Genomic DNA, 24,435 nt, shown 5'->3' with positions numbered 1-24,435 from the left:
TTACTTGCTCAGCTCGGGCTTGATCTTGTCCCCGGGATTGAGGAACCCGCCCGCCCGCAAGACGATCCGTTCGGAGCCGGTGAGGCCGCTGGTCACGGCAATCCCGGTGGCGGTCACCAGCCCGGTCGTCACTGCGCGCCGCTGGACCTTGTCATCCTTGCCGACCACGAACACGTAGTTGCCCTTGGTATCGGTCATGATCGCCGATTCGGGCAGCAACGGTGCAGAAACCGTACCGCTGCTGAGGGTTGCGGACGCGAAGCCGCCAGGACGCAGGCCGGGAGCGTAAGCCAGCGCAATGCGCGCCTCGCCCTGCCGCGACTGCGCGTCGATCGTCGGGGCGATCTGCCACACCTGCCCGCTGAACGTCTGGCCGCTACTGACCGGGATGACCTTGGCCAGAGAGCCGACGTGGACCTTGGCGAGATCTTCCTCTCCGAGCATCGCATTGAGCTCCATCTCGCCGTGCTTGGCGATCGTGAACAACGGCGAACCGCCTGCTCCCACCGTCTGGCCCGGTTCGACGTTGCGCGTCAGTACGAGGCCACCTTCGGGCGCGAGAATGTTGAGCCGCGCGGTGCGGGCCTGCAATTCGGCGAGCGAAGCCCGCGAAGCCTGCAGTTGTGCTGCAGCCGAATCGCGGGTCGAGGTCAACCGGTCGATGTCGGCCTTGGAAATGAACCCGCGATCGACCAGCTTGAGACCGCGATCGAGATTGGCTTGCGCCAGGTTGAGGTTGGCCTGCATCACACCGACCTGCGCGCGGGCACCGGCAACCTGCTGGACCTGGACCGAGCGGTCGATCACCACCATGACCTGCCCCTTGCGGACCCAATCGCCTTCATCGACCGGCACCGACACGACGCGGCCGCCTTCGCCAACCGAGCTGACCGGGATTTCGCGCCGGGCAGCCAAGGTTCCGGTCGCTTCGATTTCACCGTCGATCGTCGTGTGCCCGGGTTGGACGACAGAAACCACCGGCACTTGGCCAGCGGGAGGCGCGGCAAGCTCGCCGGCCTCGTCGCTTCCGTGATGAATGAAGAAATAGAGCAGCGCCATCAGCACGACGGCGGCAACGACTGCGATGATCGCGAATCGACGCCGACGCGCCTGCTCGGCCGCCGCTTCCTGTTCGCCTAGGGTCATGACCGCGCCGCTTTCGGGCGCGACGGTCGATTCATAGTTCATTCGCTGTGCCCTGTCGGCCCCGTGAGTGTGTTACACGCATAGGTCACCTAGCGCAAGCGCCGGACCTCCCAATGGCGCATAGACTTGCGTGTCGGTTCGGGCAATCGGCCACTCGACGGGCGACATGGGCACCCGACGAGCGTCATGAGGCGTGCTCAGCTCTCGATTCGCCAGATTTCGAGGCTGCCGTCACCGCGCACCCGCACCGGGTTCATCCACTTCGGTGCCTTGTCCGCGAGGATATCGGCCATCAGGCCATGCGGGCTGCCTTCACGATAGAGCTGGGGTTCATTGAGATCGGGGCAGATCGCGACGTAGCGGGTGCCGCGTTGCACCAATGTGCCATGCGCATCATCTGGTGTCGCCAGGAACGTGGCAATCGTCACGTGCATCGCCTTTGCACCGCGGTGGTGGCCGCTGGCGATGACGGTCTGGCGGGTGCGGTAGAGCAACTCCGGAGCGATATCGAGCGGCGAGAGAATTTCTCCACGAGGTAGCTTGTCGAGCACTCGCGCGCCTTGGGCGAGGTCGCAGTCCGAAACCTTCGGGGGAGCGAGTGCGGGATCCTCGCTGCCCAGCGCCGCGAAGGCGCGCGCGGGGACGACCAGCCCGACCAGCGTCACCGGCGCGGTCGGGACCAGCGCCACCGCGATGCTCGCGAGCGCGAACGAGCGGCGGGCGGGATTGCGGACGCTGCGCAGCGCGATCAGCCAGCGACGCACCTGCCAGCCGATCGGAACGGCGGCGAGCGCCCCCAACACTGCGCCTGCGCGAGCCACCAGTACGGCAATTGCGAACGAGGCCAACAGCATCAGGCCATAGTCTTGCCACCAGCGGCGGGCCGAACCGGACGAAAGACGCGCCAACTGCAGCGTAGCCCACAGCGAAATCACTCCAGGGACCAGGATCCCGGCAGCGGTCGAGATGTCCTGACGCCAGATCGGCAGGCCTTCGGTAACATTGGCGTACCAGTATTTGTCGACCAGCGGATCGAGCCCGATGAATGCCCCGCTGGTGCATTGCGGGGCGACCAGCCACAGTATCGCCAGCGCCATCGCTGCCAAGCCTCCCAGTCCGGCGAGCCGCACGGCGACGGGCGGGTTGCGCAACCGACCAAGCGCGGTCGCGCCGAGCGCGCCGGCGACGAAAATTCCCACGTGGATCGGCGAAATGGCGTCGCAATGTTCGATCACGTCGGCGGTCCCGCGCGTGGCGGCGAACAGGATAACGCTCGCTGCGCCGAGGCCTTGTATGGTCGCGACGAACCAGGTGCTTTCGCCGTCCTCGCGCAGCCAACGCAGCGCGGCAACGCCGCAGATCGCTGCGGCCAAGGGCAAGCCCTCGATCGAGATCGACAGCCATGTCGCGAGCGCAGCGCCGACCACCCACCCGCCGATCCGCGGGCTTCGCGACATCAGCGCATTGACCGCAACGAGCGCGCAGACGATCTGCCAGCCGTGATGGTCGATCCGCAGCGGGCGGAGCTGCGCCATCACCGGAACCGACATCGCGAACGCCACGCAGACGTAGAAAATGTCGTCGCGTTCGAGGTGGCGCCAAGCGAAGCGCGCAAGCAAGACCATCGCGACGCCGAAAGTCACCAGCGGCACAAAGATCAGCGCGAACCCTTCCGCGCCGCCTTCACCGAGGAACGGGCGGGCGAGGAGGATCGCCAGCGCTATCGGGACATCGACCAACCGCGACCAGTGCATCGGCACGCCGCCATCGGGCGCGTCGAGACGGTGCTGGACGAGATCGTACCAGCCTTGGCCCGCGAGCAGGTCGCGCACTTGGACCAGTCGAAGCGTGTCGTCGGGATCGGGGAAACGCCAGTGGGCGATCGCCCCGGCGCTCGCGAGGATAAACAGTGCGCACACCGCCAGCCACCCCAGCGCCAGCCGGCCATAGAGCTGGCGCGGCATCGGCCCGGCATGGCCGTGAGGCACCGGTTCGCTCATGCCCGAATTCCGGGTGCGCGGAAGATCAGGTGGTTGCGCAGCAGCCAGGTGGTCGCGAAACTGGCGACGATCGCCACCAGCTTGGCGATGCGCGGATCGAACCCGGCCAATCCGCCAAGCCCGACGATCGCAGTCGTCAATCCCAGGCCGAGGAGGGCGGAACCGACGAAAAGCGCTTTCTGGCGGGTGCGTTCGGGCCCGCGTTCGGCAACGCTGTCAGTGAACACCGCACGGCTCGAAACGAGCCAATGGGCGACGATACCGAGCGAATAGCCGATCGCCGAGGCGATCGTCGCGGCGATCCCGAGCGACAGCAGCAGCAGGAAGCTGCCCATGTCGATCCCGAGCGCGATCACACTCGCTGCGCCGTAGCGGACGACGCGCTGGTCACACATCCGGATAATCGCCTGAACCATCGCCGGGTTCATACCTTCAGGAGAACGGCTGGCCGGGAGATGCGCATCACGCCGCCTCGCGTCCGTCCTTGATCCGTTCGGGGACGTCGCGCACCGATGCGAGTGCAGCCGCCTGGTCCGGGGTCGGCGCGACAGTGGTCTCGCGAGCGGGCAGCGCCTTTTCCGCGCCTTCGTCGCCCGCTTCGTGATATTCGGCATCTTCGTTGACGCACCAGGTATCGTAGAGCCGCTTGCCGGCGAGGATATTCTCCACCGTCAGCATCGCGGTCATCATCGCATGGTCCTGGTTGTTGTAGCGATGCATCCCGTTGCGCCCGACCAAGTGCAGCGTCGGATGCTTGGCCTCCAGTTCGCTACGCATCGCCTCGACGTTCTCGGCGTAAGTCTCGTCGTAAACCGGGTAGGCCTTTTCCTGGCGCACCACCGTGCCGCCGCGGACCTTCGCCGGATCGAGTAGGCCGAGAATGTCCATTTCCTTCGTCGCCAGCGCGACCAGGTCGGCGTCGTCCATCGACCACAGCCCGTCGCCTTCGAAGCAGAAATACTCGAGGCCGACGCACGCCATGTTCGCATCGGGCACCATCTCGGGCGACCAGCTGCGGAAGTTCTGCACGCGGCCGACTTGCACCTTGCTGTCGTGGATGTAGATCCAGTTGTCGGGGAACAGGTCTTCGCCTTCGACCATCAGCGCCACGGTCAGGAAATCGCGGTACTTGAGGTCGCTCGCCTGTAGCGTGCTTTCGGGCAGCGGGTGCAGGCGCCGCGCCAGCTGGCGCATCGGGGCGGAGCTAATCGCATGGGCCGCGCGGATTGTGGCTTTGCCCTCGGGTCCGTTGGCGGTGAGGCGCCAGCCGCCCTGCCCGTCAGCCGCGAGTTGGTCCATTGCGTGCCCCATCAGCACCTGGCCCTTGCCGCTGGCAACGATCTTGTCGCGCGCAGCATCCCACATCATGCCCGGGCCGAGCCGCGGGTAGCGGAAGGTTTCGAGCAGAGTCTTCACCGCCTGCCCGTCGTTGGGCTTCTTGTTGAGGCCAAGGCTGCGCTTGAGCCCGTCGATCACCGCGCCCCACAGGCTGAGACCCTTGATCCGCTGGGCCGCCCAATCCGCGCTCATTTCGTTGCACGGCATTCCCCACACCTTCTCGGTGTAGGTCTTGAAGAAGATCGAATAGAGCTTCTTGCCAAACTGGTTGCTGGTCCAGTCTTCGAAGCTTTTCACATCGCGCTTGGGGAATACCTTCGACCAGGCATAGCTCGCCATACACGCACTCGAGCGCAGTATTCCGAGGTTCCACAAGGCCTCGAACGCGCGCAGCGGATAGCTGTAGAATTTGCCTTCGTAATAGATGCGGCTCATTCGCGGGCGCTGGATGAAATCGTCCGGCAGGATCTCGTTCCACAGGTCGACGACAGCTGCGCTCTTCGAGAAGAACCGGTGCCCCCCGATATCGAAGCGGTAGCCATCATGCTCGACCGTGCGGCTGATGCCGCCGACATAGGTCGCATCCTGCTCGATGATCGCGACCGACTTGCCGGCCTTGGTCAGCAGGTAACCTGCCGTCAGGCCTGCCGGCCCGGCGCCGACAATGGCAACGTCTACCTCGATCTCGTGCGTGTCCGCAGTTGTCATTGAGCCCCCCGTCTTGCGTTCTTGTCGGGGAGTGAAGGAAATTGGTTAGGAGAAGGTAAACGGACGGCGGAAACAGCGATGGTTTCCGGAGATTTCGTGCGCTCCGGGCCCGCGCTGCGTCGTCAACTGCGCAGGCTGGCAGCGCAATCCGGTTCGGTCAGCAGCGCGGGGCACTGGATCCGCGCTGCGATCAGCGCCAGGTCGCGCAAGGTAAAGGTATCGTCGAACGCGATCCCGAATTCGTCTTCGCTACGCCAGCGCACCCGGGCGCGAACCTCCGGCAATGCATTGGTGACGAGCCTTACCGGCTGGGCGATCGCCAGCCGCAACGGGCAGGTGATCCGTGCGCCCTGCTGCGACAGGTTGTGGAGTTCCCCGTTTATACGCTGCGTCCCGATGTCGAGTTCTACCGGGAACGAAAGCGGCAAGCGCAACTGGCGTTTGGGATACTGCCCGACTTCGGCGACGAATGCGTCCACGTCGACCGAAGCTTCGAAGGTGAAACCGGCCTCGTTGCCGCGCTGCCAGACTTTTGCCAGCGTATAGCTTTCGCCGGTCTGCAGCTCGAGCACCAACGGCTCGCAATCGGGAATGGCATGAAAGGTGCGCAGACTGACCCCGGTGTCGGAAACATCGCGGATCACGCACACGAACTCGCCCTGCGTGCAGACAAGCTTGGCCGCGCGGATCAACAGCGTGTAACGCTGTGCTTTGCGCTCCTCGCATGCATCTGTCTCGGCAGCCGCATCAGTGGCGCAAGTCTTGCTGTTCATCGACCCCATTCCCCTTGCAATCCGCGTGGATCTACAAGCCCGTTCCTAAGCGCAATGTCGTCGAGACTCGCTTACCATCGGGTTAAGAGGGAATTCCTAGGCAAGCGTTTACCAAGGCCGGCGGCTTGGGCCAATGCTGGTGCGGGTGGCGGGACTCGAACCCGCACGACCGAAGGTCAGGGGATTTTAAGTCCCCGGCGTCTACCGATTCCGCCACACCCGCACAGACCGCGCGGGACTAGCGACACAGCGGGTCAGGCGCAATTGCCACGCGGCAAACGCCTCACCGCTGGTCAAGGAATTTGCGATGTCGGCGCTGCTGCTCAGGCGTCGTTGATGACGCGGCGCATTTCCTTGCCGGGCTTGAAGTACGGAACCTTCTTGGCCGGAACGTCGACCGCTTCGCCGGTGCGCGGATTGCGGCCCTTGCGGGCCCCACGATCGCGGGTCGAGAACGCGCCGAAACCGCGCAACTCCACACGCCCGCCTTCGGACAGCCGTTGGGCGATCTCGTCGAAGAAGATATCGACGACCTGCTCGACCTCTTCGGCACGCAGCTCCGGATTGTCCTTCGCCATTGCCTGCAGCAATTCGGATCTGATCATGTCAACCTAGACTCCCTCCCGATCGCGACCAGCCCACCATGTGCGACCGAACCCGATAGCCAACCCTGCGATGTCCATCGACGACCCCAAGCTCGTTCGATGTCATAATTCTGCCAGCTAAACTTCGTGGACGCAACGCCGAGTTGGCCGAAATATACAATTTGATATCGCCGGATAACCGTGGCCTAACGACTCAACCATCTGTGAACGCCAGCAATTCACGCGCATCGAGCCCGAGGCGGTGAATCCGGGCATGAATCTCGGGCCACTCCTGCGTCACGAAGCGATCGCGTTCGGCCTGCCGCAGCTTCTCAGCCGCCCCCTCGACGACATACATGCCTACACCGCGCTGCACTTCGACCAGTCCATCAGCCTGGAACTGCTGGTAAGCCTTGGCAACGGTCAGCGGGTTGGCACCTTGCTCCGCCGCGAACGCCCGGACCGACGGCAGCATTTCACCCTCTGCATAGCGCCCTTCGATGATCGCTGCGGCGATCAGGTCACGCAGCTTGAGATAGACCGGGCGACTTTGCTGGTTCATGAGCATTTCCTTATGTAAGGTGCATCAGTGCCATAATACAGCGTTGCGCGTCAACCTTCGTATCGCGACGCGCCGGCCGTTCAAACGCGGGAAACCCCGGTTACGCTTGAAACTAGCTCTTCACATGGACGATTCTCTCGCTAGGGTGCGCGGCGAGGAGAGACTGCCCTTGCGGGCAGGCACAAGGACTTTTGGGGATTCCATAATGAAGCCAATGGGTTTGTGGGACGAGAGCGACTGGATCGTCGCGATCGCCTCGGTCGCGCTGATCGTGTTCCTGGCAATCGGAGCTTACGCGGTGTCGCGCAAGGAGCCGGAATTCGCCGGCCATCCGAAAGGACTTTACGTCCTGTTCTTCGCCGAGATGTGGGAGCGCTTTTCCTACTACGGGATGCGCGCGCTGCTGACGCTCTACCTCGTCAAGCACTGGCTCTATTCAGACGGCAGCGCGACGATCATCTACGGCGCCTATACCAGCCTCGTCTATATCACTCCGGTGCTTGGCGGCTGGCTGGCAGACCGTTACCTGGGCCAGCGCAAGGCGGTGCTGTTCGGCGCGATCCTGCTGACCATGGGGCACTTCTTCATGGCGTTCGAGGGCGATGCCGCAGCCGGCTACCAGAACAACCCGGCGATCAACGTGTTCTGGCTGGCGCTGAGCTTTATCATTGTCGGATCGGGCTTCCTCAAGGCGAACATCTCGGTCATCGTCGGCCAGCTCTATCCGCGCACCGACGTGCGCCGCGACAGCGCCTACACGATCTTCTACATCGGGATTAACGTCGGGGCGGCGATCGGCACGATCATCGCGGGTTACCTCGGCGAGACGATCGGCTGGTCCTACGGCTTCGGCGCGGCGGGCTTCGGCATGCTGCTGGGCCTCGTGGTATTCGTGATCGGCAAGCCGCTGCTGATGGGCCAGGGCGAACCGCCCGCGCCTGCCCGGCTCAAGCAAAAGATCGCCGGGATGAACCTCGAATGGTTCGTCTATGTCGCCGGGTTCGTCGGCGTGGCGGTGATCTGGCTGCTGATCCAGTACCAGTCGGTGGTCGGCTGGCTGATGCTCGCTTCCGGGATCGCCCTTCTAAGCTACGTTCTCAGGGAAGCCCTTTATCGGCTTCCCGACGACAGAGGTTTATTGCCCACTGGATCGTCGAAGTCGATTTTCTATGGTGGCGTTGCAGTCCTGTTCTTGAGCGTCGCCTTGCTGATCAGGCTGGGTTCGACAAGTCCGATTGCTGTTGGCGCAGGGATACTAGGCCTCGTTGCCATTTTTGTAGCCTGCATTCTCGAAGCGCGTTCGACACCAAACAACGCACGCGACCGGGTATTCGCGATGATCTTCTTCATCCTGCTGCAGCCGGTGTTCTGGGGCCTGTTCGAACAGGCGGGCGGCTCGATCAACCTGTTCACAGATCGCTTTGTCGACCGGCAGGGCGTCCCCGCATCGCTGTTCCAGTCGATCAACCCGATCTACATCATCCTGCTCGGCCCGGTGTTCGCCGCGTTGTGGCAATTCCTCGTCAAGCGCGGGTGGGAGCCTTCGACCCCGGCCAAGATGGGTCTCGGTATCGTCCAGATGGGCCTCGCCTTCGTGGTCCTCGTGTGGGGCGCGGAAGCGGTTGGCACGGCAATGGTGCCGGTTGTCTTCATCTTCCTGTTCTACCTGCTGTCGACCACCGGCGAGCTGTGCCTCTCCCCTGTCGGCCTCTCGGCAATGAACCGGCTCTCGGTGCGTCATATGGCCAGCCTGATGATGGCCGCGTGGTTCTTCGGCACCGCGGGCGGCAACTATTTCGCAGGCTTCCTCGGCTCGGTCATGGGTGAAGGCGATCACGGCACGATCACTCGCCAGGGCGCGCTCGACGTGTACTGGCAGATCGGGTTGCTCGCGGTCGGCGTGGGCATAGCGGTGATGGTGGTAAGCCCGCTGGTCAAGAAGCTGATGCACCTCGACACACTGCGCGACGACAACGTGTCCGACGCGCTCGAGGGCGAAGGCGAAGTCGGCGAGCCGATGGCCCCTGGCGCGCATCCGGCGACGAGGGGATAGGAAGGCAAACATGATCGACCGGTCGGCGCTGCTTGCCGTGGGTGCGGCAGCCATAGCGGTGTTCGCATTCATCACATTGCGCGCGGTGGAGCTGGGGCATAGCGCGCAAGACGGCGCGTGGACGGCGAGCCAGCAGGCGGCACTCACGGAGCGGGCGGCGCAACCCGGATGGCAAGCGCTACCCGGCGGGCTGCTGTGGAAGCGCGTCTCAGGCGACGGCTCGGGCCCGCACCCCACCGCCAGCGACATCGTCAGCGTGAGCTACACCGCCAGCCTCACCGACGGGACGGTGGTCGATACGTCCGAAGGCAAACCCGTCACTTTCCCTCTCGCCGCGCTGGTTCCGGCCTGGCAGGAGGCGATCCCGCAGATGGGCGTGGGCGACACGATCGAGATCGCCTCGCCCGCCGCGCTTGCCTACGGGCCGAAGGGCAAGGGGCCGGTTCCGGGCGGGGCGACGCTGCTGTTTACGGTCGAGCTCACGGGAATCGGCGAGAAGTAACGCGCGCTTGCCGCCGATCGTGCGACGTGGCACCTTTCCGGGAACGGAGCGGACGCAGCCCTCCGCCCACACGGGAGACCGCCGATGGACCCTGCCAACACCTTGCTGCTCGCCGCTGCAATTGCCTTCGTCGGCACACATTTCGCACTGTCGCACCCGCTGCGCGCGCCGCTGGTCGGCGCGGTCGGCGAGACCGGTTTCATGGGGGTCTATTCGCTGGTTTCCTTGGCGACGTTTGTATGGATGGTCATGGAGTTCCGCGCAGCACCTGAAGGCGACTTGCCGGGATCGGGCGAGATCGGCTGGATCGTCGCGACCGTATTGACGCTGCCCGCTCTGGTACTGTTCCTCGGCTCGCTGGTGAAGAACCCGGCAATGCCCAACCCCAAGGCTCCGACCACGATCGACCGCGCTCCGACAGGTGCGTTCGCGGTTACCCGCCACCCGATGATGTGGGGGTTTGCGCTGTGGGGCATCGCCCATATCGTGCTGTGGTGGGACGTGCGCACCCTGATAGTGGCTGTCGCGATCACGTTCCTTGCGCTGGTTGGTGCGCATATGCAGGATCGCAAGAAGGAAGCTTTGCTGGGCGACGCCTGGGCGGGCTGGGAAGCGCGCACCAGCTACTGGCCGCAATGGGGCAACCTGCTCAGCGCGGGGTGGGGCCTGTGGCTCGCTGGACTGGTGCTGTGGCTGGCAGTGACCTTCGCGCATATGCCCGGCGCTGGCATCGCGGCAGGAATCTGGCGCTGGTTCTGACCCGAGAGCCCTTGCGATAGGCGCAGCCAGTCCGCAATGGGCGGAGCATGGACCAAACCGAAGCCCTAGAAGCCGAACGCACCCGCCTGCGGCTGACCTCCCGCCATCTCTATGGGGCCGGACCGCTCAACCCCGCAGACGAGTTCGAAGCCATAGCGACATGGCTGCGCGCCAACGGGCGGCACGATTCGGGCGAGGAATTCGTCGCCGGGGTGCAGCCGGATAACTACGGCACCGGCGCGCTGGTCGAGGAGTTCGAGGGCGACCTCGCAGAACTGTTCGATATGCCCGCTGCGCGCTTCATGCCTTCGGGCTGCATGGCCCAGCCGATCGCGCTGCGCATCTGGAGCGACCATGCAAGCAATCCGGTGACCGCGTTCCATCCGACCTCGCACCTCGAACTGCACGAGGAGCATGGGGTCCGCGAACTGCACGGCCTGACCGCACACCTGCTCGGTAACGCAGATCGGCCGACCACCGCCAATGACGTGAAGGCGCTGATCGGACCCGGCGGCGCAGCACATGAAACCGGCATCGCCAGCCTGCTGGTCGAACTGCCGGCGCGTGAGATCGGCGGACAGCTGCCGTCGTGGGAAGAACTGGTCACGCTGAGCGATCTGTGCCGCGCCGAGAACATCCGGCTGCACCTCGACGGTGCTAGAGTATGGCAAGCCGCGCCGGCCTATGGCCGCAGCTTGGCCGACATCGCCGCGCTGTTCGATTCGGTCTACATCTCATTCTACAAGGATGTTGGTGCGCTACCCGGCGCCATGCTGCTCGGCCCGCGTGAATTCATCGAGGAGGCCGCAATCTGGCAGCGGCGGCAAGGCGGCACGCTCTATACCGCGATGGGCAATGTGATTTCGGCCCGACTGCATCTTGCCGATTGCATCGAGCGGATGCCGCGGCTGGTCGAGCGCGCCCGTGAAGTCGCCGCCATGTTCAGCGCGCACCCGCAGGCGAGCGCCCTGCCCGACCCGCCGCAGACGAGTATGTTCCACTTGAAGCTCTCCGGCGAGGTCGACGACTTGCTCGCCGCCCGCGACCATGTTGCGCGCGAAACCGGTATCTGGCTGTTCAACACGTTGAAGCCGGTCGAAGGCGAAACCGCCGCGCGCACCGAACTGTCGATGGGCCCTGCAAGCCTTACGCTCGGTGACGACGAGCTGGCCGCCGCGATCGCGATGTTGTTCGCAAAGCCCTGAGCGGGCTTAGGCCCGCGCTTCCTCGATTCCGGCACTGTTGTGGCGCAGCGCCTTCAGCACCGTATCGACGATCTGCGGCGCGTTGAGGCCGGCTTCATCGTACTGCTTTTCGGGCGCGTCCTGGTCCTGGAACAGGTCGGGCAAGCGCATCGTGCGGATCTTCAGGCCGGTATCGGTCAGGCCTTCGTCGCTGGCATGTGTCAGCACGTGGGCGCCGAGGCCGCCGATGCTGCCTTCTTCCACCGTCACCACGACCTCATGCGTGCGCATCAGCTTGTCGATCAGCTCAGTATCGAGCGGCTTGGCGAAGCGCAGGTCGGCAACCGTGGTCGGAAGACCTTTGGCGTCGAGCTGTTCGGCTGCCTTCATCGCTTCGGCAAGCCGGGTGCCGAGGCTGAGCAGCGCAATCTTGCTGCCCTCCTTGACGATCCGTCCCTTGCCGATTTCGAGCAGTTCGGGCGTATCGGGCAGCGCAACCCCGGCCCCCGCGCCGCGCGGATAGCGGAACGCGATCGGCCCGGCGTCGTATTCGGCGGCGGTGTAGGTCATGTGGACCAGTTCCGCCTCGTCCGCCGCAGCCATCACCACCATGTTTGGCAGCGTGGCGAGGTATGTAATGTCGAACGAGCCGGCGTGAGTCGCCCCGTCGGCCCCGACCAGCCCCGCGCGGTCGATCGCAAAGCGGACCGGCAGGTTCTGGATGCACACGTCGTGCACCACCTGGTCGAACGCACGCTGGAGGAACGTGGAATAGATCGCCGCGAACGGGCGCATTCCCTGCGCGGCCAGGCCGGCGGCGAAAGTCACCGCATGCTGTTCGGCAATCCCGACATCGAACGCCCGGTCCGGGTGGGCCTTGGCAAACTTGTCGACCCCGGTGCCGCTCGGCATCGCGGCGGTGATCGCACATATCCGCTGGTCGCTGTCGGCCAGCTTGGCGAGCGTTTCGCCGAACACGTTCTGGTAAGCGGGCGGACCGCCCGCGCTCTTCTTCTGCTCGCCGGTAACGACATCGAACTTGGCGACCCCGTGGTACTTGTCGGCGCTGTTCTCGGCCGGGGCGTAGCCCTTGCCCTTTTGCGTCACGACATGGACCAGGATCGGCCCCTGCTCGCTGTCGCGCACGTTTTCCAGCACCGGGATCAAGTGGTCGAGGTTGTGGCCGTCGATCGGGCCCACGTAGTAGAATCCCAGCTCCTCGAACAACGTCCCGCCGGTGACCATCCCGCGGGTGTATTCCTCCGCCTTTTCGAGCCCGTGATGGACCCTGCGCGAGAGCTTCTTGGCCAGTTTGGAGGCAAGGCTGCGCAACCCGAGATACTCGCTGGAAGACACCATCCGCGCGAGATAGGCGCTCAGCCCGCCGACCGGCGGGGCAATCGACATGTCGTTGTCGTTGAGGATCACCACCAGCCGGTTGCCCGCCTGTTCGGCGTTGTTCATCGCTTCGTAGGCCATCCCGGCGCTCATCGCGCCATCGCCGATCACCGCGATCGCCTTGCCCGGCGCGTCGGACAGCTTGTTGGCCACCGCAAAGCCGAGCGCCGCGCTGATCGAAGTCGAGGAATGCGCCGCGCCGAACGGATCGTATTCGCTTTCGCTGCGCTTGGTGAACCCGCTGAGCCCGCCGCCCTGGCGCAGCGTGCGGATTCGGTCGCGCCTCCCGGTGAGGATCTTGTGCGGGTACGCCTGGTGGCCGACATCCCAGATCAGGCGGTCGTCCGGCGTGTTGAACACGTAGTGGATCGCGGTGGTCAGCTCGACCACGCCCAGCCCGGATCCCAGGTGCCCGCCGGTCGCGCCGACTGCGCTGATCATTTCGGCGCGCAATTCGTCCGCCAATTGGCGCAATTGGCCCGCTTCGAGCTTGCGCAGATCGACGGGCGTATTGACGGTATCGAGCAGGGGAGTCGGTGGACTATCGGCCATCAAATGCGCTTAGCCGAACAATAATTCGCTGTCGATTCTCGTGAGGACTGCAATCGCCGACGGTGCTATGCGGTGAGCGATGAGCAAGCCGAAGATGCGCGTAGCGACCGAAGCCGACCTGCCGGTGCTCGATGCGCTGATGGACCGGGCAATCACGCATTTGCAGAAGGGTTTCCTCGACCCCGAACAGATCGAAGCCAGCCGCGAGGTCATGGGGCTAGATCGCCAGTTGGTGAAGGACCGGACTTACTGGATCGCCGAACTCGAGGGCGAAGTCGCCGGGTGCGGCGGATGGAGCAAACGCGCCACCCTCTATGGCGGCGATCACAGCACGCACTTGCGCGAGCCGCGACTGCTCGACCCGGCCAGCGAAGCCGCGCGCATCCGGGCGATGTACACCGATCCGGCGTTCGCCCGGCGTGGGGTTGGCAAGGCGGTGCTGGAGCAATGCGAGGCCGAAGCGCGCAGGGCGGGTTTCGACCGGGTCGAATTGATGGCGACGCTTTCGGGCGAGCCGCTCTACAAGGTGGCGGGATACGAACCGATCGAGCGGGTCGAGGACCGCGTGCCGTTGATCCGCATGGGCAAACCGCTCTAGCGAGAAGTCACGCCTTCGGACGGCAGCTGGCGCACAGCCCGCGAATTTCGATCACCGGGCGATCGGGCTTGAAATTGGCGGCTTCGGCCAGAGCGCGCACCTTCGCACTCACGGCATCGTCATCGAGGTGGGTCGCTTCGCCGCATTCGTCGCACACCAGGAAGATGCAGTCATGCAGGCACCCGGGGTGCGAGTTGGCGAGATAGGCATTGCTCGATTCGACCCGCATCGCGAGGTTGTTGGCCACGAACAGGTCGAGGATGCGGTAAATCGAATTGGGCGCAATGCGCTTGCCACGCTTGGCGGAAACGCCGTCCGCAATGTCGTAGGCCGACGCCGGGGACGCATAGCGCGCAAGCTCGCCGAATACATCGGCGCGCAAATCGGTCCACTGTTCGCCCGATTCGATCAGTGCATCCCGCGCCGCATCGATCAACGCGATGCCCGAATGCTCATGGTGCGAGTGATGATGATGGGTCGCCATGCGCACTCATGTAATGCGCGAAAGCCGGCAATGCCAGACAGCTCGCTCAACCCTGGGTATAGCGCGCCTTGTAGAGCTGCGGGAACATGCGGCTGAGGGCAGTCACCTTGGGCGCATCCCATGCCCGGATATAGCCCGAGTCGGGATGCTTGAAGGCGTAGTCCTGGTGGTAGCTTTCAGCCGGGTAGAATGCCTTGTAGGGCTCGATGCCTGCGACGATCGGCCGCTTCCACACGCCCGATGCCTGCATCTGCTTGAGGTAGGCTGCGGCCACCGCGCGCTGCTCGGCATTCATCGGCACCAGCGCGGCGCGGTATTGCGGCCCCACGTCGGGCCCTTGCCGGTTCCTGAGCGTCGGGTCGGCCACCACCGAGAAGAACACCTGCAGCAGCTGGTCGTAGCGCACCTTGGCAGGGTCGTAAGTCACTTTGACCGCTTCGGCATGGCCGGTGCGCCCAGTGCTGACGCGCGAATAGCTGGCGTCGGCCTGGCTGCCACCGTGGTAGCCGGTGACGGCGCTGGTGACGCCCTTCACATGGCTGAACACCGCCTCGACGCCCCAGAAACATCCGCCATCGAACACAGCGGTCTTGAGGCCCGGCGATTCGTGCGCGACCAGCTTGGCCGCGGGCGCATCGAAAACGGTTTCGCCGGCAAACGCGGGCTGCTGGCAGGACGCTAGAGCAACGGCGCTCAGAGCGAGGGAGAGCGCCGCGCGTTTCACGGCGCCTGGATAACGAGCGGCGCGGCCTGCGCCTGCGGCACCGCGTCGGTGAGCGGATTTGTCCCGGCATGCACCGCCACTATCACCGCGCCGATCGCGAAGCCGATGGCGAAGTTGCGATAGAGGTCGGATGAAAACAGGCGCATGGTGGATTGTCTTTCGTTCGCTTCGCGCAGATGGTTACACTGGCAGGTCTTGCAAGGCGATTAATGGCGGCGTTGCGCCGGGTTCAGGGAGAGCGGACATCCTCGACGCAGTGATCATCGGGGCGGGCCACAACGGATTGGTCTGCGCCTTCTATCTCGCCCGTGCCGGGTTCAAGGTGAAGTGCGTCGAAGCGCGCGAAATTGTCGGTGGAGCGGCGGTGACCGAAGAGTTCGCACCCGGATTCCGCAACTCGACCGCGAGCTACACGGTCAGCTTGCTCCAGCCGAAGGTCATTCGGGACATGGGGCTGGAGCGTCGCGGCTATCGCGTGATCGAACGCCCGGTGTCCAATTTCCTGCCGCTTGGCGGCGACCACTTGATTCTCGGCGGCGGGCTCGAAGCGACCCAGGCCGAGTTCGTCCGCTTTTCGAAGGCCGATGCCGAGGCGCTGCCGGGCTACTTTGCGATGCTCGAAACTGTCGCCGACGTTCTGCGCGACCTTGCGCTGCGGATCCCGCCCGACGCGACCGGCGGACTTCGCGGTCTGATCGATGCCGCGCTGCAATCGCGCCACGTCGCCAAGCTGCCGCTCGCCGCCAAGCGCGACGTGCTGGCGCTGTTCACCCGCTCGGCGCGCGAAGTGCTCGACCAGTGGTTCGAAAGCGATCCGGTCAAGGCCGCGTTCGGGTTCGACGCGACCGTCGGTAACTACGCCAGCCCCGATGCGCCGGGCAGCGCCTATGTGCTGCTCCATCACGTGTTCGGCGAGGTTAACGGCAACAAGGGATCATGGGGCCATGTCGTCGGCGGGATGGGCCGGATCACTCAACTGATGGCCGAAGCCGTGCGCGAAGCGGGCGGCGAGATCGCCACCGGATCGCCGGTCGAGCAGGTGCTGGTCGAAGGCGATCGCGCGGTCGGCATCCGACTTGTGAACGGCGAGGAAGTCCGCGCCAAGCGTGTGATCGCCAACCTCGGGCCCAAGCCGCTGTTCGACCGGCTGGTGCCGCGCGAAGCGGTGCCGGAGGATTTCGCGCGGGCGATGGCGGGATACCAGGGCGGCTCGGGCTCGCTGCGGATGAACCTGGCGCTTTCCGGCCTGCCGCAATTCACCGATGCCCCGCCGGGCGACACGCACCTTCGGGCCGGGATCATCGTCGCGCCGAGCCTCGACTACATGGACCGCGCGTGGAGTGATGCCCACGCCAACGGGTTCAGCAGCCAACCGATCGTCGAGATGCTGATCCCGAGCATGGTCGACGACAGCCTCGCCCCGCCCGGGCAGCATGTCGCCAGCCTGTTTTGCCAGCATATCGATCCCGACTTGCCCGAGAGCCGCGAGAACGAAGCGGTCGAAGCGGTGTTCGACACGCTCGAGGCACACGCGCCCGGCTTCCGCCAGCTCGTGCTTCATCGGCAGGTCCACACACCCCGCGCGCTCGAGGCCAAGTTCGGGCTGTGGCGCGGCGATATCTTCCACGGGCGGATGAGCCTCGACCAACTGTGGGCCGCCCGCCCGGCGCTCGGCGTCGGCAGCTACAAGACCCCCGTGCCAGGCCTGTGGCTATGCGGATCGGGCACCCACCCCGGCGGCGGCGTCACCGGCGCGCCGGGGCACAACTGCGCCCGTGCGATCCTGCGCGAGAAGAAGCGCTTCTTTTAGCTTTCCGCTCACGCCTCTGAGCCTTCTTGTTTCGACCCTCAAGCGCTGGTTGCCAATCGGACTTTCGCGGGGTGGTCAATGGCGGGAATGGTTCGGGCTGCGCCTAGCAGCCCGCAAGCGCGAACGCGCGCCCGAGCTTATGCGAGGAAAGCCAAGCGAGCCGGATGGCTCGCGCCCGGCGTTTGAGGGCGCAACGAATCAATGCCGAAAATGCCGCATGCCGGTGAACACCATCGCGAGGCCCGCTTCGTTGGCCGCGGCAATCACTTCCTCGTCGCGGATCGAACCGCCCGGCTGGATCACTGCGGTCGCGCCCGCTTCGGCGGCGGCAAGGAGGCCGTCGGCAAACGGGAAGAACGCGTCGGACGCTACCGCGCTTCCGACCGTCTTCGCTTGGCCCCAGCCGTATTTCTCCGCCGCTTCGGCAGCCTTCATCGCGGCGATGCGCGAGCTGTCGCGGCGGTTCATCTGGCCCGCGCCGATCCCGGCAGTCGCGCCGTCCTTGGCGTAGACGATCGCGTTCGACTTGACGTGCCGCGCGACGGTCCACGCGAACAGGCAATCCTTGAGTTCCTGTTCGGTCGGCGCGCGCTCGGTCACCACCTTGAGATCGTCCGTCGAGATCGCGCCGTTGTCGCGATCCTGCACGAGGATCCCGCCCGCGATGATCGCCAGCGTCTGCCCCGGACGGCGCGGATCGGGCAGATCGCCGGTCAGCAGCAGCCGCAGGTTCTTCTTCTTGGCAAATGCCGCCTTCGCCGCATCGTCCGCGCCGGGAGCGACGACGACTTCGGTAAATATCTGGCAGATCGCCTCCGCCGTCGGCCCGTCGAGCGGGACGTTGGTAGCGACGATCCCGCCGAACGCCGACACGCTGTCGCACGCCAGCGCGTCGTGCCACGCCTCGAGCAGGGTGCCGCGCTGGGCGACGCCGCACGGGTTGGCGTGCTTGACGATAACCACCGCCGGGTCCTGCCCGCGGAATTCGGCGGCGAGTTCGAACGCCGCATTGGCGTCATTGTAGTTGTTGTAGCTGAGCGCCTTGCCCTGCACCTGTTCGGCCTGAGGCAAGCCAGCGACATGCGGGCCGCCCGGCAAGTAGAGCGCAGCGTCCTGGTGGGGGTTTTCGCCGTAGCGCAGCGGCCCTGCGAGCACGCGGGTCATGCTGACCATCGCGGGGAACTTCTCTTGCTGGTCCGCATAGGCGAACCACTGGCTGATCGCTGCATCGTATGCCGCCGTGGCGGCAAACGCCTTGGCCGCCATCCGCTTGCGGAAATCCAGCGTCGTCGCGCCATTGTTGGCGGCAAGTTCGGACAGCAGTTCGTCGTAATCGGCCGGATCGGTGATGATCGTCACGTAGCGGTGGTTCTTCGCTGCCGAGCGGACCATGCTCGGTCCGCCGATGTCGATGTTCTCGATGATCGTGTCGCGGTCCGCCCCGCTCTTCACCGTTTCGACGAACGGGTAGAGGTTGACCACCACGAGGTCGATCGCACCGATATCGTGCGCTTCCATCGCCGCCGCGTGGTCGGGATCGTCGCGCACCGCGAGCAATCCGCCGTGGACCATCGGGTGCAGCGTCTTCACCCGTCCGTCCATCATTTCGGGAAAACCTGTCAGGTCGGAAACGTCGCGAACGTTCAGGCCGGCCTCGCGCAAGGCCCGCGCAGTGCCGCCTGTCGAGACCAGCTCCACCCCGCCCTTCGCCAGCTTCGCGCCGAGATCGGCAAGTCCGTCCTTGTCGGACACCGACAGAAGTGCCCGAGCGATCGCTACATCCGTCACGTGAAAATCATCCCATTTTCTTGAGCAGCCAGGAGAACGTGCCTCCGCCGCGCGATGTCATTCCTTGCAGCACCAGTTGCTGGATCGGCTGCGGACGACCTGCACCATCGACCCACAGGCTTTCCTCGATCGCCAGCTTCGCGTCGCCCGCTACCTGACCGAGGCGGAACTGCCAATAGCTGCCGTCGGGCAATGCCAGCCCCGCGCCCTTGCCGTCCGCACTCAGGCCGAGTTCGATCCGCGGCCCGATATGGAAGCGGATGGCATAGCCGATCTTGCCGCGCTTGCCCTTCTTGCCGACCGGAATCAGCAAGTCCTCACCGCGCAGTTCGCTGCCGTCGTCGCGCATGATCAGGATGCGGCGATGATTGAGCCCGAAGCGCGCAGCATATCCATCGTGGCTGGCTTCGATCCGAGTGGCCTTGCCATTGTCCAGCGCCATTGTCCGGCGATCGACTTCGACCTCGGTAACGCCCGCTCCAAGCTTGCCGTGCAAAAGAACGGCAGTGGAGTTGGCATCTTCCAGAGTGAGCGTGGAATGCGCGGCGGTCGCGCGCAAGCCCTGTTCTATCCGGCTCGGCACTTGCCCGCCGGCAAACGCCGCACCGCCGCAGTTGACCATGATCCGCTGGCCGTGCGCGGAAAACTCGAACGCCAGCGTCGAAGCACATCCCATTCGTGCGTGGCGCGCGAGCGGCGGCGGCGCTGCATCGAACAGCAGCACCGACTTGTTGCCACTGACGCGCTGGTAGCCCCACTGGCGCACTGACTTGAGCGGACGGGTACGCACGCCGCTGGCCACGACCAGCGACGAAATCCGCTCGGCAGAAACCGCGCCCGCGCCTTGCCACGAGCCAAGCCCCCCGTCCGAATGGGTCAGGCCGAGCAGCGGCGGCACCAGCAGCGCGAGCATCGCATCGAGCGCTTCGGGCGGGTCGCGCTTGACCGCCGCGTAGCACGCGCGCAGCTCGGTCAGCAGCATGATCGCATCGATCTGCGCCAGCGGGCTGCGACTGAGCACACCGCCGTCTTCCGCCACCAGTTCGCCAAGCGCGCGCAGCAGGCCGGCCTCGCCAAACAGGCGGCGCGGTTTGCCGTCGGCGAGCAGCAGCCCTGCCGCGACGATCGCGCACCAGCCTGCGACTTCGCCCAACCGGTCGTTCGCGTTGCCGATGTTGCGATCGAGCCAGCGCGCGGTCGCCTCGATCGCCTCGAGGTTGCGGGCGCGAACCTTCGAATCGCTGCTCGAGAGGATCAGCGGCGCGTGCGCCAGCCATTCGAGCAAGCGCCAGCCAGAGTGTTCTACATTCCACGCCGCCCCCTTGCCGGGAGCCGGATTGGCTTCGAGCCATGCTGCGAACACCCGCTCTGCCGTCGGCGCGACCTGTTCGCGCGGTGCTGCGGCGGCAAGGTCGCGCAACCAGGTGAAGCCGTGGACGCAGCGTTCGAACGGCTGGGTCAGGTGCGCAGTCGGACCGAAATCGAGCAGGCCGATCGGCGCTTTCACTCCGTGAACCAGGAAGTGCCCAGCACGCAGCGCCATGCCCGCCGCGCGATCTCCCTCCAGCGGGCTGTGGACCGTCGCCAGCAGGCGCGGGCGCGCAGGCTTGCGGAACGGTGAGGTGAGCGTCGAACCCGATACGCCGAGCCCGTACGCGAGTCGGATCAGCCGCTCTCCCGCCCCGATCCGGGGCGGCGCGAAATCGGCCAGCACCAGCGCACGGCCAGGCTGGATCACTTCGGCCGGCTGCTGCCTGGCGGTAACGAGATCGGCCTCGAACCCGTCGCCAAGCGGCAGCGCAGGCTCATCCGCACCAGTATCCCGGCGAGTCTCGACGGTGGCCGCATCGGCCATCAGGCTATCGCCTCCTGCTCGCCCTTGAGCGCCGCGATATTCGCCGCGTAACGCTCCGGCCCGCCCTTGAAGGTCGCGGATCCGGCGACGAGCACGTCGGCTCCGGCATCGACGCACTGGCGTGCAGTGATCGCATCGACCCCGCCGTCGACTTCGAGATGGATCGCGCGGCCGGACTTTTCGATCATCTTGCGCACCGCTTCGATCTTGCGCAGCTGGCTGGATATGAAGCTCTGCCCGCCGAACCCGGGGTTGACGCTCATCACCAACACCAGGTCGACCTCGTCGATCAGGTAGTCGAGCATCTTGGCCGGGGTTGCCGGATTGAGGCTGACCCCAGCCTTCTTGCCGAGCGCCTTGACGGCCTGAACCGTGCGATGGACGTGCGGCCCGGCCTCGGGATGGACAGTGATGATATCTGCCCCGGCATCGGCAAACGCCTCGAGCCAGTTATCGACTGGGCTCACCATCAGGTGGACATCGAACGGCTTGGATGTGTGCGGACGCAGCGCCTTTACCACGCCCGGGCCGATGGTGAGATTGGGGACATAATGCCCGTCCATCACGTCGACGTGGATCCAGTCACACCCAGCCTCGTCGATAGCGCGCACTTCCTCGCCCAGCCGGGCGAAGTCGGCAGACAGAATCGAGGGAGAAATCAACGGTGCAGGCATGGGCGGACCTTGCGGCTGGGTGCGTCCTATCAAATCGCGCTTAACCCCGCCTGATTGCCCCCACAAGCGCGAGAGCGGGCCTTTTCCACACCGCCCGGATGGCGTAAGCCGCTGACCATGCTGCATCCAGACCTGCTCGACTCGGCCCGCGCGATCTCCGACAAGATCGTTGCGCTGCGCCGCGACATCCATGCCGAACCCGAACTCGGGCTCGAAACTCCCAAGACGATGGCCAAGGTTCGCGCCGCGCTGGCGCATCTGCCGCTGACCTGGCGCGAGGGCGGGAACACCACCGGCGCTGTTGCTACGCTCAAGTGCGGCAAGCCGGGAAGGCGGGTGCTGCTGCGCGGCGACATGGACGCACTGCCGATGGACGAGGAAACCGGGCTCGACTTTTCCTCGACGATTCCCGGCCGGATGCACGCCTGCGGGCACGATACCCACACCGCGATGCTGGTCGGCGCGGTCGAATTGCTCGCCGCCCAGGCCGATCAATTGTCAGGCGAAATCCAGTTCATGTTCCAGCCGGGCGAGGAAGGCTTCCACGGCGCGCGACACATGCTCGACGACGGGCTTATCGATCCGTTGCCCGAGGCCGCGTTCGCGCTGCACATCATGCCCAACGCACGCCACGGCGCGGTCGCCGGACGCGCCGGACCGCTGATGGCAGCCGCCGACCAGTTCGACATCGTGGTCAAGGGCCGCGGCGGGCACGCCTCAATGCCGCACGATACCCACGATCCGGTGCCGGGGGCCTGCGCGATCGTCACTGCGCTGCAAGCGATGGTCACTCGCCGGTTCAACGCAGCCGATGCGGTGGTGGTGACGGTCTCGATGATCCATGCCGGGACCGCGCACAACGTGATCGCCGACGAAGTGGCGCTGCGCGGCACCATCCGCACGCTTTCGCCGCACCACCGCGAAAAGGCGCACGCCCTGCTCGCCGAAACCGCCGAAGCGACCGCCAAGGCCTATGGCCTCGAAGCCGAAGTGACCGTGAAGCAGGGGTTCCCGGTAACGATCTGCGACCCGCGTGCAGTCAAACTGGGTAGCGAAGTCACCGGCGAGCTGTTCGGCGCGGGTCACTGGATCGGCCTTCCCACACCGATCATGGGGGCGGAAGATTTTTCCTACCTGCTGGAAGAAGTCCCCGGGGCGATGTTCTTCCTCGGCGTCGCAGCCGAAGGCGATGACGACTGGCGCCATGCCTGCTCGATTCACTCGCCGCGGATGGTCGTCGACGAAGCAGCCCTGCCGCGCGGCGCGGCGCTGCTCGCCGGATGTGCGCTGCGGTTCCTCGAACGCGGGTTCGACTGAGCAAACCCCCTTGCAGTAACCGGTTTTCATCGGCAACCTTTGGCTTGATCCGCCACGACAGAGGGCGGCCAAGGAGAGGCGATGGATTACCCCGACCGTTCGCGCACCATCGGCAGCGCACTGAGTGAGTGGGCCGCTGGCACACCCGACGCAATCGCGCTGCGCTGTGCAGGGCGCACGACCGACTGGAAGACCTACGATCACCACGCGACGCAAGTAGCCAACGGGCTTGCCGCAATGGGCTTCGAGAAGGGCGACCGCATCGCCTATCTCGGCAAGAATGCCGACCGCGCGTGCGAACTGCTGATGGGCGCGGCGCGCGCCGGCATGGTGCTGGTGCCGATCATCTGGCGTCTCGCCCCGGCGGAAATCGCCTTCATCCTCAAGGATTGCGAGGCTGCGGCGCTGTTCGTCGAGCCGCTGTTCGAGGGCCAGGAATACGACGGCCCGCGAGTGATCATGGACGAGCGCTTCGACGCATGGCGCGACGCGCAGTCCGATGCGCCGGTCAAGATACCTGTCGAAACCGGCGACGTGTTCCTGCAGCTCTACACCTCGGGCACCACGGGGATGCCCAAGGGGGTGATGCTGACCCACCGCAACGCGACAGTGCTACGCCCGATCATGCAGGATTCGGGGATCGGGTGGTTCACCTCCGAACCGGGCGAATCGGTGATCCACGCGATGCCGTTCGGCCATATCGCGGGGGTCGGCACCATTACCGGAGCGGTAAACGGCGGCCAGCAGGCGATCATCCATACCGAATTCGATCCCGCCGCGCTGATCCGCGACGTGCAGGTCCACAAGGCCAAGTGGTGCTTCCTGGTGCCCGCTGCGCTCCAGATCATGCTCGACCACCCCGACGCGCAGGATGCCGATTTCTCCAACCTCGAGGGGATGGCCTACGGCGCGAGCCCGATCCCGCTCGATTTGCTCAAGCGCGGGGTCGAACGGCTAAAGTGCGATTTCGCGCAGATGTACGGGATGACAGAGACCTACGGCACGGTCGTCGCGCTCGCTCCCGAAGACCACCTGCCGGGCCGCGAACACGTGATGCGCTCGGCCGGCAAAGCGCTTCCTTCGGTCGAACTCAAGATCCTAGACGAGAACGGCAATCCATTGCCGCCCGGCGAAATCGGCGAGATCGCGATCAAGGGGCCGACCACGATGGCCGGATACTGGAATCGCCCCGAAGAGACCGCGCGCGCGCTGAGCGATGACGGCTGGCTACGCACCGGCGATGCGGGAATAATGGACGAAGAGGGCTATCTCTTCATCCAGGACCGCATCAAGGACATGATCATCTCGGGCGGAGAGAACGTCTATCCGGCAGAGGTCGAAAGCGCTATCTACGGCCATCCAGACATCGCCGACGTCGCAGTGATCGGCGTGCCCGATGCAAAGTGGGGCGAAGCGGTCAAGGCAGTGATCGTCCGTCGGCCCGGGTCGGACCTCGACGAAGCGACCGTGATCGCGCACGCGCGAGCGAAGATCGCCGGGTTCAAATGCCCCAAGTCGGTCGATTTCATCGACGCGCTGCCACGCAACCCCTCGGGCAAAATCCTCCGCCGCGAACTGCGTGCACCTTATTGGGAAGGGCAGGAACGCCAGGTCAACTGAGCCGCT

General features: G+C 65.3%; 22 protein-coding genes and 1 tRNA gene. 8 read left to right on the top strand and 15 right to left on the bottom strand.

The features are described 5' to 3' along the window. The 8 genes from CJO11_RS09055 to CJO11_RS09020 form a co-directional block, all read right to left on the bottom strand. On the bottom strand, positions 1 to 1,188 hold the full coding sequence (locus tag CJO11_RS09055; RefSeq protein WP_095012420.1) for an efflux RND transporter periplasmic adaptor subunit: 1,188 nt from the start codon (positions 1,186 to 1,188) through the stop codon (positions 1 to 3). 155 nt (positions 1,189 to 1,343) lie between these two features. Further along, entirely contained in the window at positions 1,344 to 3,146 is a 1,803-nt protein-coding gene (locus tag CJO11_RS09050) for a hypothetical protein (RefSeq protein WP_095012419.1), read from the bottom strand. Further along, positions 3,143 to 3,562, bottom strand: a complete 420-nt coding sequence (locus CJO11_RS09045; RefSeq protein ID WP_095013321.1) for a GtrA family protein — start codon at positions 3,560 to 3,562, stop codon at positions 3,143 to 3,145. The genes CJO11_RS09050 and CJO11_RS09045 overlap by 4 nt, the downstream gene beginning before the upstream one ends. A 46-nt stretch (positions 3,563 to 3,608) precedes the next feature. After that, positions 3,609 to 5,192 carry an NAD(P)/FAD-dependent oxidoreductase gene (locus CJO11_RS09040; RefSeq protein WP_095012418.1) on the bottom strand — a complete coding sequence of 528 codons (1,584 nt, stop codon included), beginning with the start codon at positions 5,190 to 5,192 and terminating at the stop codon, positions 3,609 to 3,611. Positions 5,193 to 5,314: 122 nt separating this feature from the next. After that, positions 5,315 to 5,965 carry a PilZ domain-containing protein gene (locus CJO11_RS09035; protein ID WP_095013320.1) on the bottom strand — a complete coding sequence of 217 codons (651 nt, stop codon included), beginning with the start codon at positions 5,963 to 5,965 and terminating at the stop codon, positions 5,315 to 5,317. 137 nt (positions 5,966 to 6,102) lie between these two features. Continuing rightward, positions 6,103 to 6,188, bottom strand: a tRNA-Leu gene (locus CJO11_RS09030). Between the two features lie 100 nt (positions 6,189 to 6,288). Further along, positions 6,289 to 6,570, bottom strand: a complete 282-nt coding sequence (locus CJO11_RS09025) for an integration host factor subunit beta (protein WP_095012417.1) — start codon at positions 6,568 to 6,570, stop codon at positions 6,289 to 6,291. 193 nt (positions 6,571 to 6,763) lie between these two features. Beyond that, a complete protein-coding gene (locus CJO11_RS09020) occupies positions 6,764 to 7,111 on the bottom strand; it encodes a GntR family transcriptional regulator (RefSeq protein ID WP_095012416.1) in 348 nt (115 codons plus the stop codon). Positions 7,112 to 7,316: 205 nt separating this feature from the next. Between CJO11_RS09020 and CJO11_RS09015 the strand changes: the two genes are divergently transcribed. From CJO11_RS09015 to CJO11_RS09000, 4 genes are all read left to right on the top strand, one after another. Next, a complete protein-coding gene (locus tag CJO11_RS09015; protein WP_095012415.1) occupies positions 7,317 to 9,164 on the top strand; it encodes a peptide MFS transporter in 1,848 nt (615 codons plus the stop codon). A gap of 10 nt (positions 9,165 to 9,174) precedes the next feature. Beyond that, positions 9,175 to 9,666: an FKBP-type peptidyl-prolyl cis-trans isomerase gene (locus tag CJO11_RS09010; RefSeq protein WP_095012414.1), complete on the top strand. Its 492-nt coding sequence runs from the start codon at positions 9,175 to 9,177 to the stop codon at positions 9,664 to 9,666. 84 nt (positions 9,667 to 9,750) lie between these two features. After that, positions 9,751 to 10,425: an NnrU family protein gene (locus CJO11_RS09005; protein ID WP_095012413.1), complete on the top strand. Its 675-nt coding sequence runs from the start codon at positions 9,751 to 9,753 to the stop codon at positions 10,423 to 10,425. Between the two features lie 47 nt (positions 10,426 to 10,472). Then, a complete protein-coding gene (locus CJO11_RS09000) occupies positions 10,473 to 11,630 on the top strand; it encodes a threonine aldolase family protein (protein ID WP_095012412.1) in 1,158 nt (385 codons plus the stop codon). A 6-nt stretch (positions 11,631 to 11,636) separates the two neighbouring features. Here CJO11_RS09000 and dxs read toward each other — a convergent pair whose 3' ends face one another. Beyond that, positions 11,637 to 13,559, bottom strand: coding sequence for a 1-deoxy-D-xylulose-5-phosphate synthase (gene dxs, locus CJO11_RS08995; protein ID WP_095012411.1), 1,923 nt, complete (start codon positions 13,557 to 13,559; stop codon positions 11,637 to 11,639). Between the two features lie 79 nt (positions 13,560 to 13,638). On the opposite strand from dxs, the gene CJO11_RS08990 reads away from it, so the two are divergent. After that, positions 13,639 to 14,157, top strand: coding sequence for a GNAT family N-acetyltransferase (locus tag CJO11_RS08990; RefSeq protein WP_095012410.1), 519 nt, complete (start codon positions 13,639 to 13,641; stop codon positions 14,155 to 14,157). A gap of 7 nt (positions 14,158 to 14,164) precedes the next feature. Here CJO11_RS08990 and CJO11_RS08985 read toward each other — a convergent pair whose 3' ends face one another. The 3 genes from CJO11_RS08985 to CJO11_RS13285 are packed head-to-tail and all read right to left on the bottom strand — an operon-like array spanning position 14,165 to position 15,511. Continuing rightward, positions 14,165 to 14,641 (bottom strand): Fur family transcriptional regulator, encoded by a 477-nt coding sequence (locus tag CJO11_RS08985; protein WP_095012409.1) that lies wholly within the window; start codon positions 14,639 to 14,641, stop codon positions 14,165 to 14,167. Between the two features lie 46 nt (positions 14,642 to 14,687). Next, positions 14,688 to 15,365 carry a peptide-methionine (S)-S-oxide reductase MsrA gene (gene msrA, locus CJO11_RS08980; RefSeq protein ID WP_095012408.1) on the bottom strand — a complete coding sequence of 226 codons (678 nt, stop codon included), beginning with the start codon at positions 15,363 to 15,365 and terminating at the stop codon, positions 14,688 to 14,690. Next, positions 15,362 to 15,511, bottom strand: a complete 150-nt coding sequence (locus CJO11_RS13285) for a hypothetical protein (RefSeq protein WP_169829165.1) — start codon at positions 15,509 to 15,511, stop codon at positions 15,362 to 15,364. The genes msrA and CJO11_RS13285 overlap by 4 nt, the downstream gene beginning before the upstream one ends. On the opposite strand from CJO11_RS13285, the gene CJO11_RS08975 reads away from it, so the two are divergent. After that, positions 15,496 to 17,175 (top strand): phytoene desaturase family protein, encoded by a 1,680-nt coding sequence (locus CJO11_RS08975; protein WP_095012407.1) that lies wholly within the window; start codon positions 15,496 to 15,498, stop codon positions 17,173 to 17,175. The two genes, CJO11_RS13285 and CJO11_RS08975, sit on opposite strands and share 16 nt — an antisense overlap. 198 nt (positions 17,176 to 17,373) lie before the next feature. On the opposite strand, the gene purH is transcribed toward CJO11_RS08975, so the two are convergent. From purH to rpe, 3 genes are read right to left on the bottom strand one after another with little or no spacing between them, the layout of a single operon-like run. Beyond that, entirely contained in the window at positions 17,374 to 18,963 is a 1,590-nt protein-coding gene (gene purH / locus CJO11_RS08970; RefSeq protein WP_095012406.1) for a bifunctional phosphoribosylaminoimidazolecarboxamide formyltransferase/IMP cyclohydrolase, read from the bottom strand. A gap of 7 nt (positions 18,964 to 18,970) precedes the next feature. Continuing rightward, on the bottom strand, positions 18,971 to 20,818 hold the full coding sequence (locus CJO11_RS08965) for a heparinase II/III family protein (protein WP_095012405.1): 1,848 nt from the start codon (positions 20,816 to 20,818) through the stop codon (positions 18,971 to 18,973). Continuing rightward, positions 20,818 to 21,492: a ribulose-phosphate 3-epimerase gene (rpe, locus tag CJO11_RS08960; protein WP_095012404.1), complete on the bottom strand. Its 675-nt coding sequence runs from the start codon at positions 21,490 to 21,492 to the stop codon at positions 20,818 to 20,820. Before rpe ends, CJO11_RS08965 begins: the two co-directional genes overlap by 1 nt. Before the next feature lie 117 nt (positions 21,493 to 21,609). Here rpe and CJO11_RS08955 point away from each other — a divergent pair, with 117 nt between their 5' ends. After that, on the top strand, positions 21,610 to 22,809 hold the full coding sequence (locus tag CJO11_RS08955) for a M20 metallopeptidase family protein (RefSeq protein WP_095012403.1): 1,200 nt from the start codon (positions 21,610 to 21,612) through the stop codon (positions 22,807 to 22,809). 81 nt (positions 22,810 to 22,890) lie between these two features. After that, a complete protein-coding gene (locus CJO11_RS08950) occupies positions 22,891 to 24,429 on the top strand; it encodes a long-chain-fatty-acid--CoA ligase (RefSeq protein WP_095012402.1) in 1,539 nt (512 codons plus the stop codon). Positions 24,430 to 24,435: the final 6 nt, after the last annotated feature.

Origin of the sequence: Tsuneonella mangrovi (genome assembly GCF_002269345.1) — a bacterium.
GTDB classification, from domain to species: Bacteria; Pseudomonadota; Alphaproteobacteria; order Sphingomonadales; family Sphingomonadaceae; genus Tsuneonella; species Tsuneonella mangrovi.
Note: the sequence above shows the minus strand (reverse complement) of the source record. Positions and strands in the feature narration are given on the sequence as shown.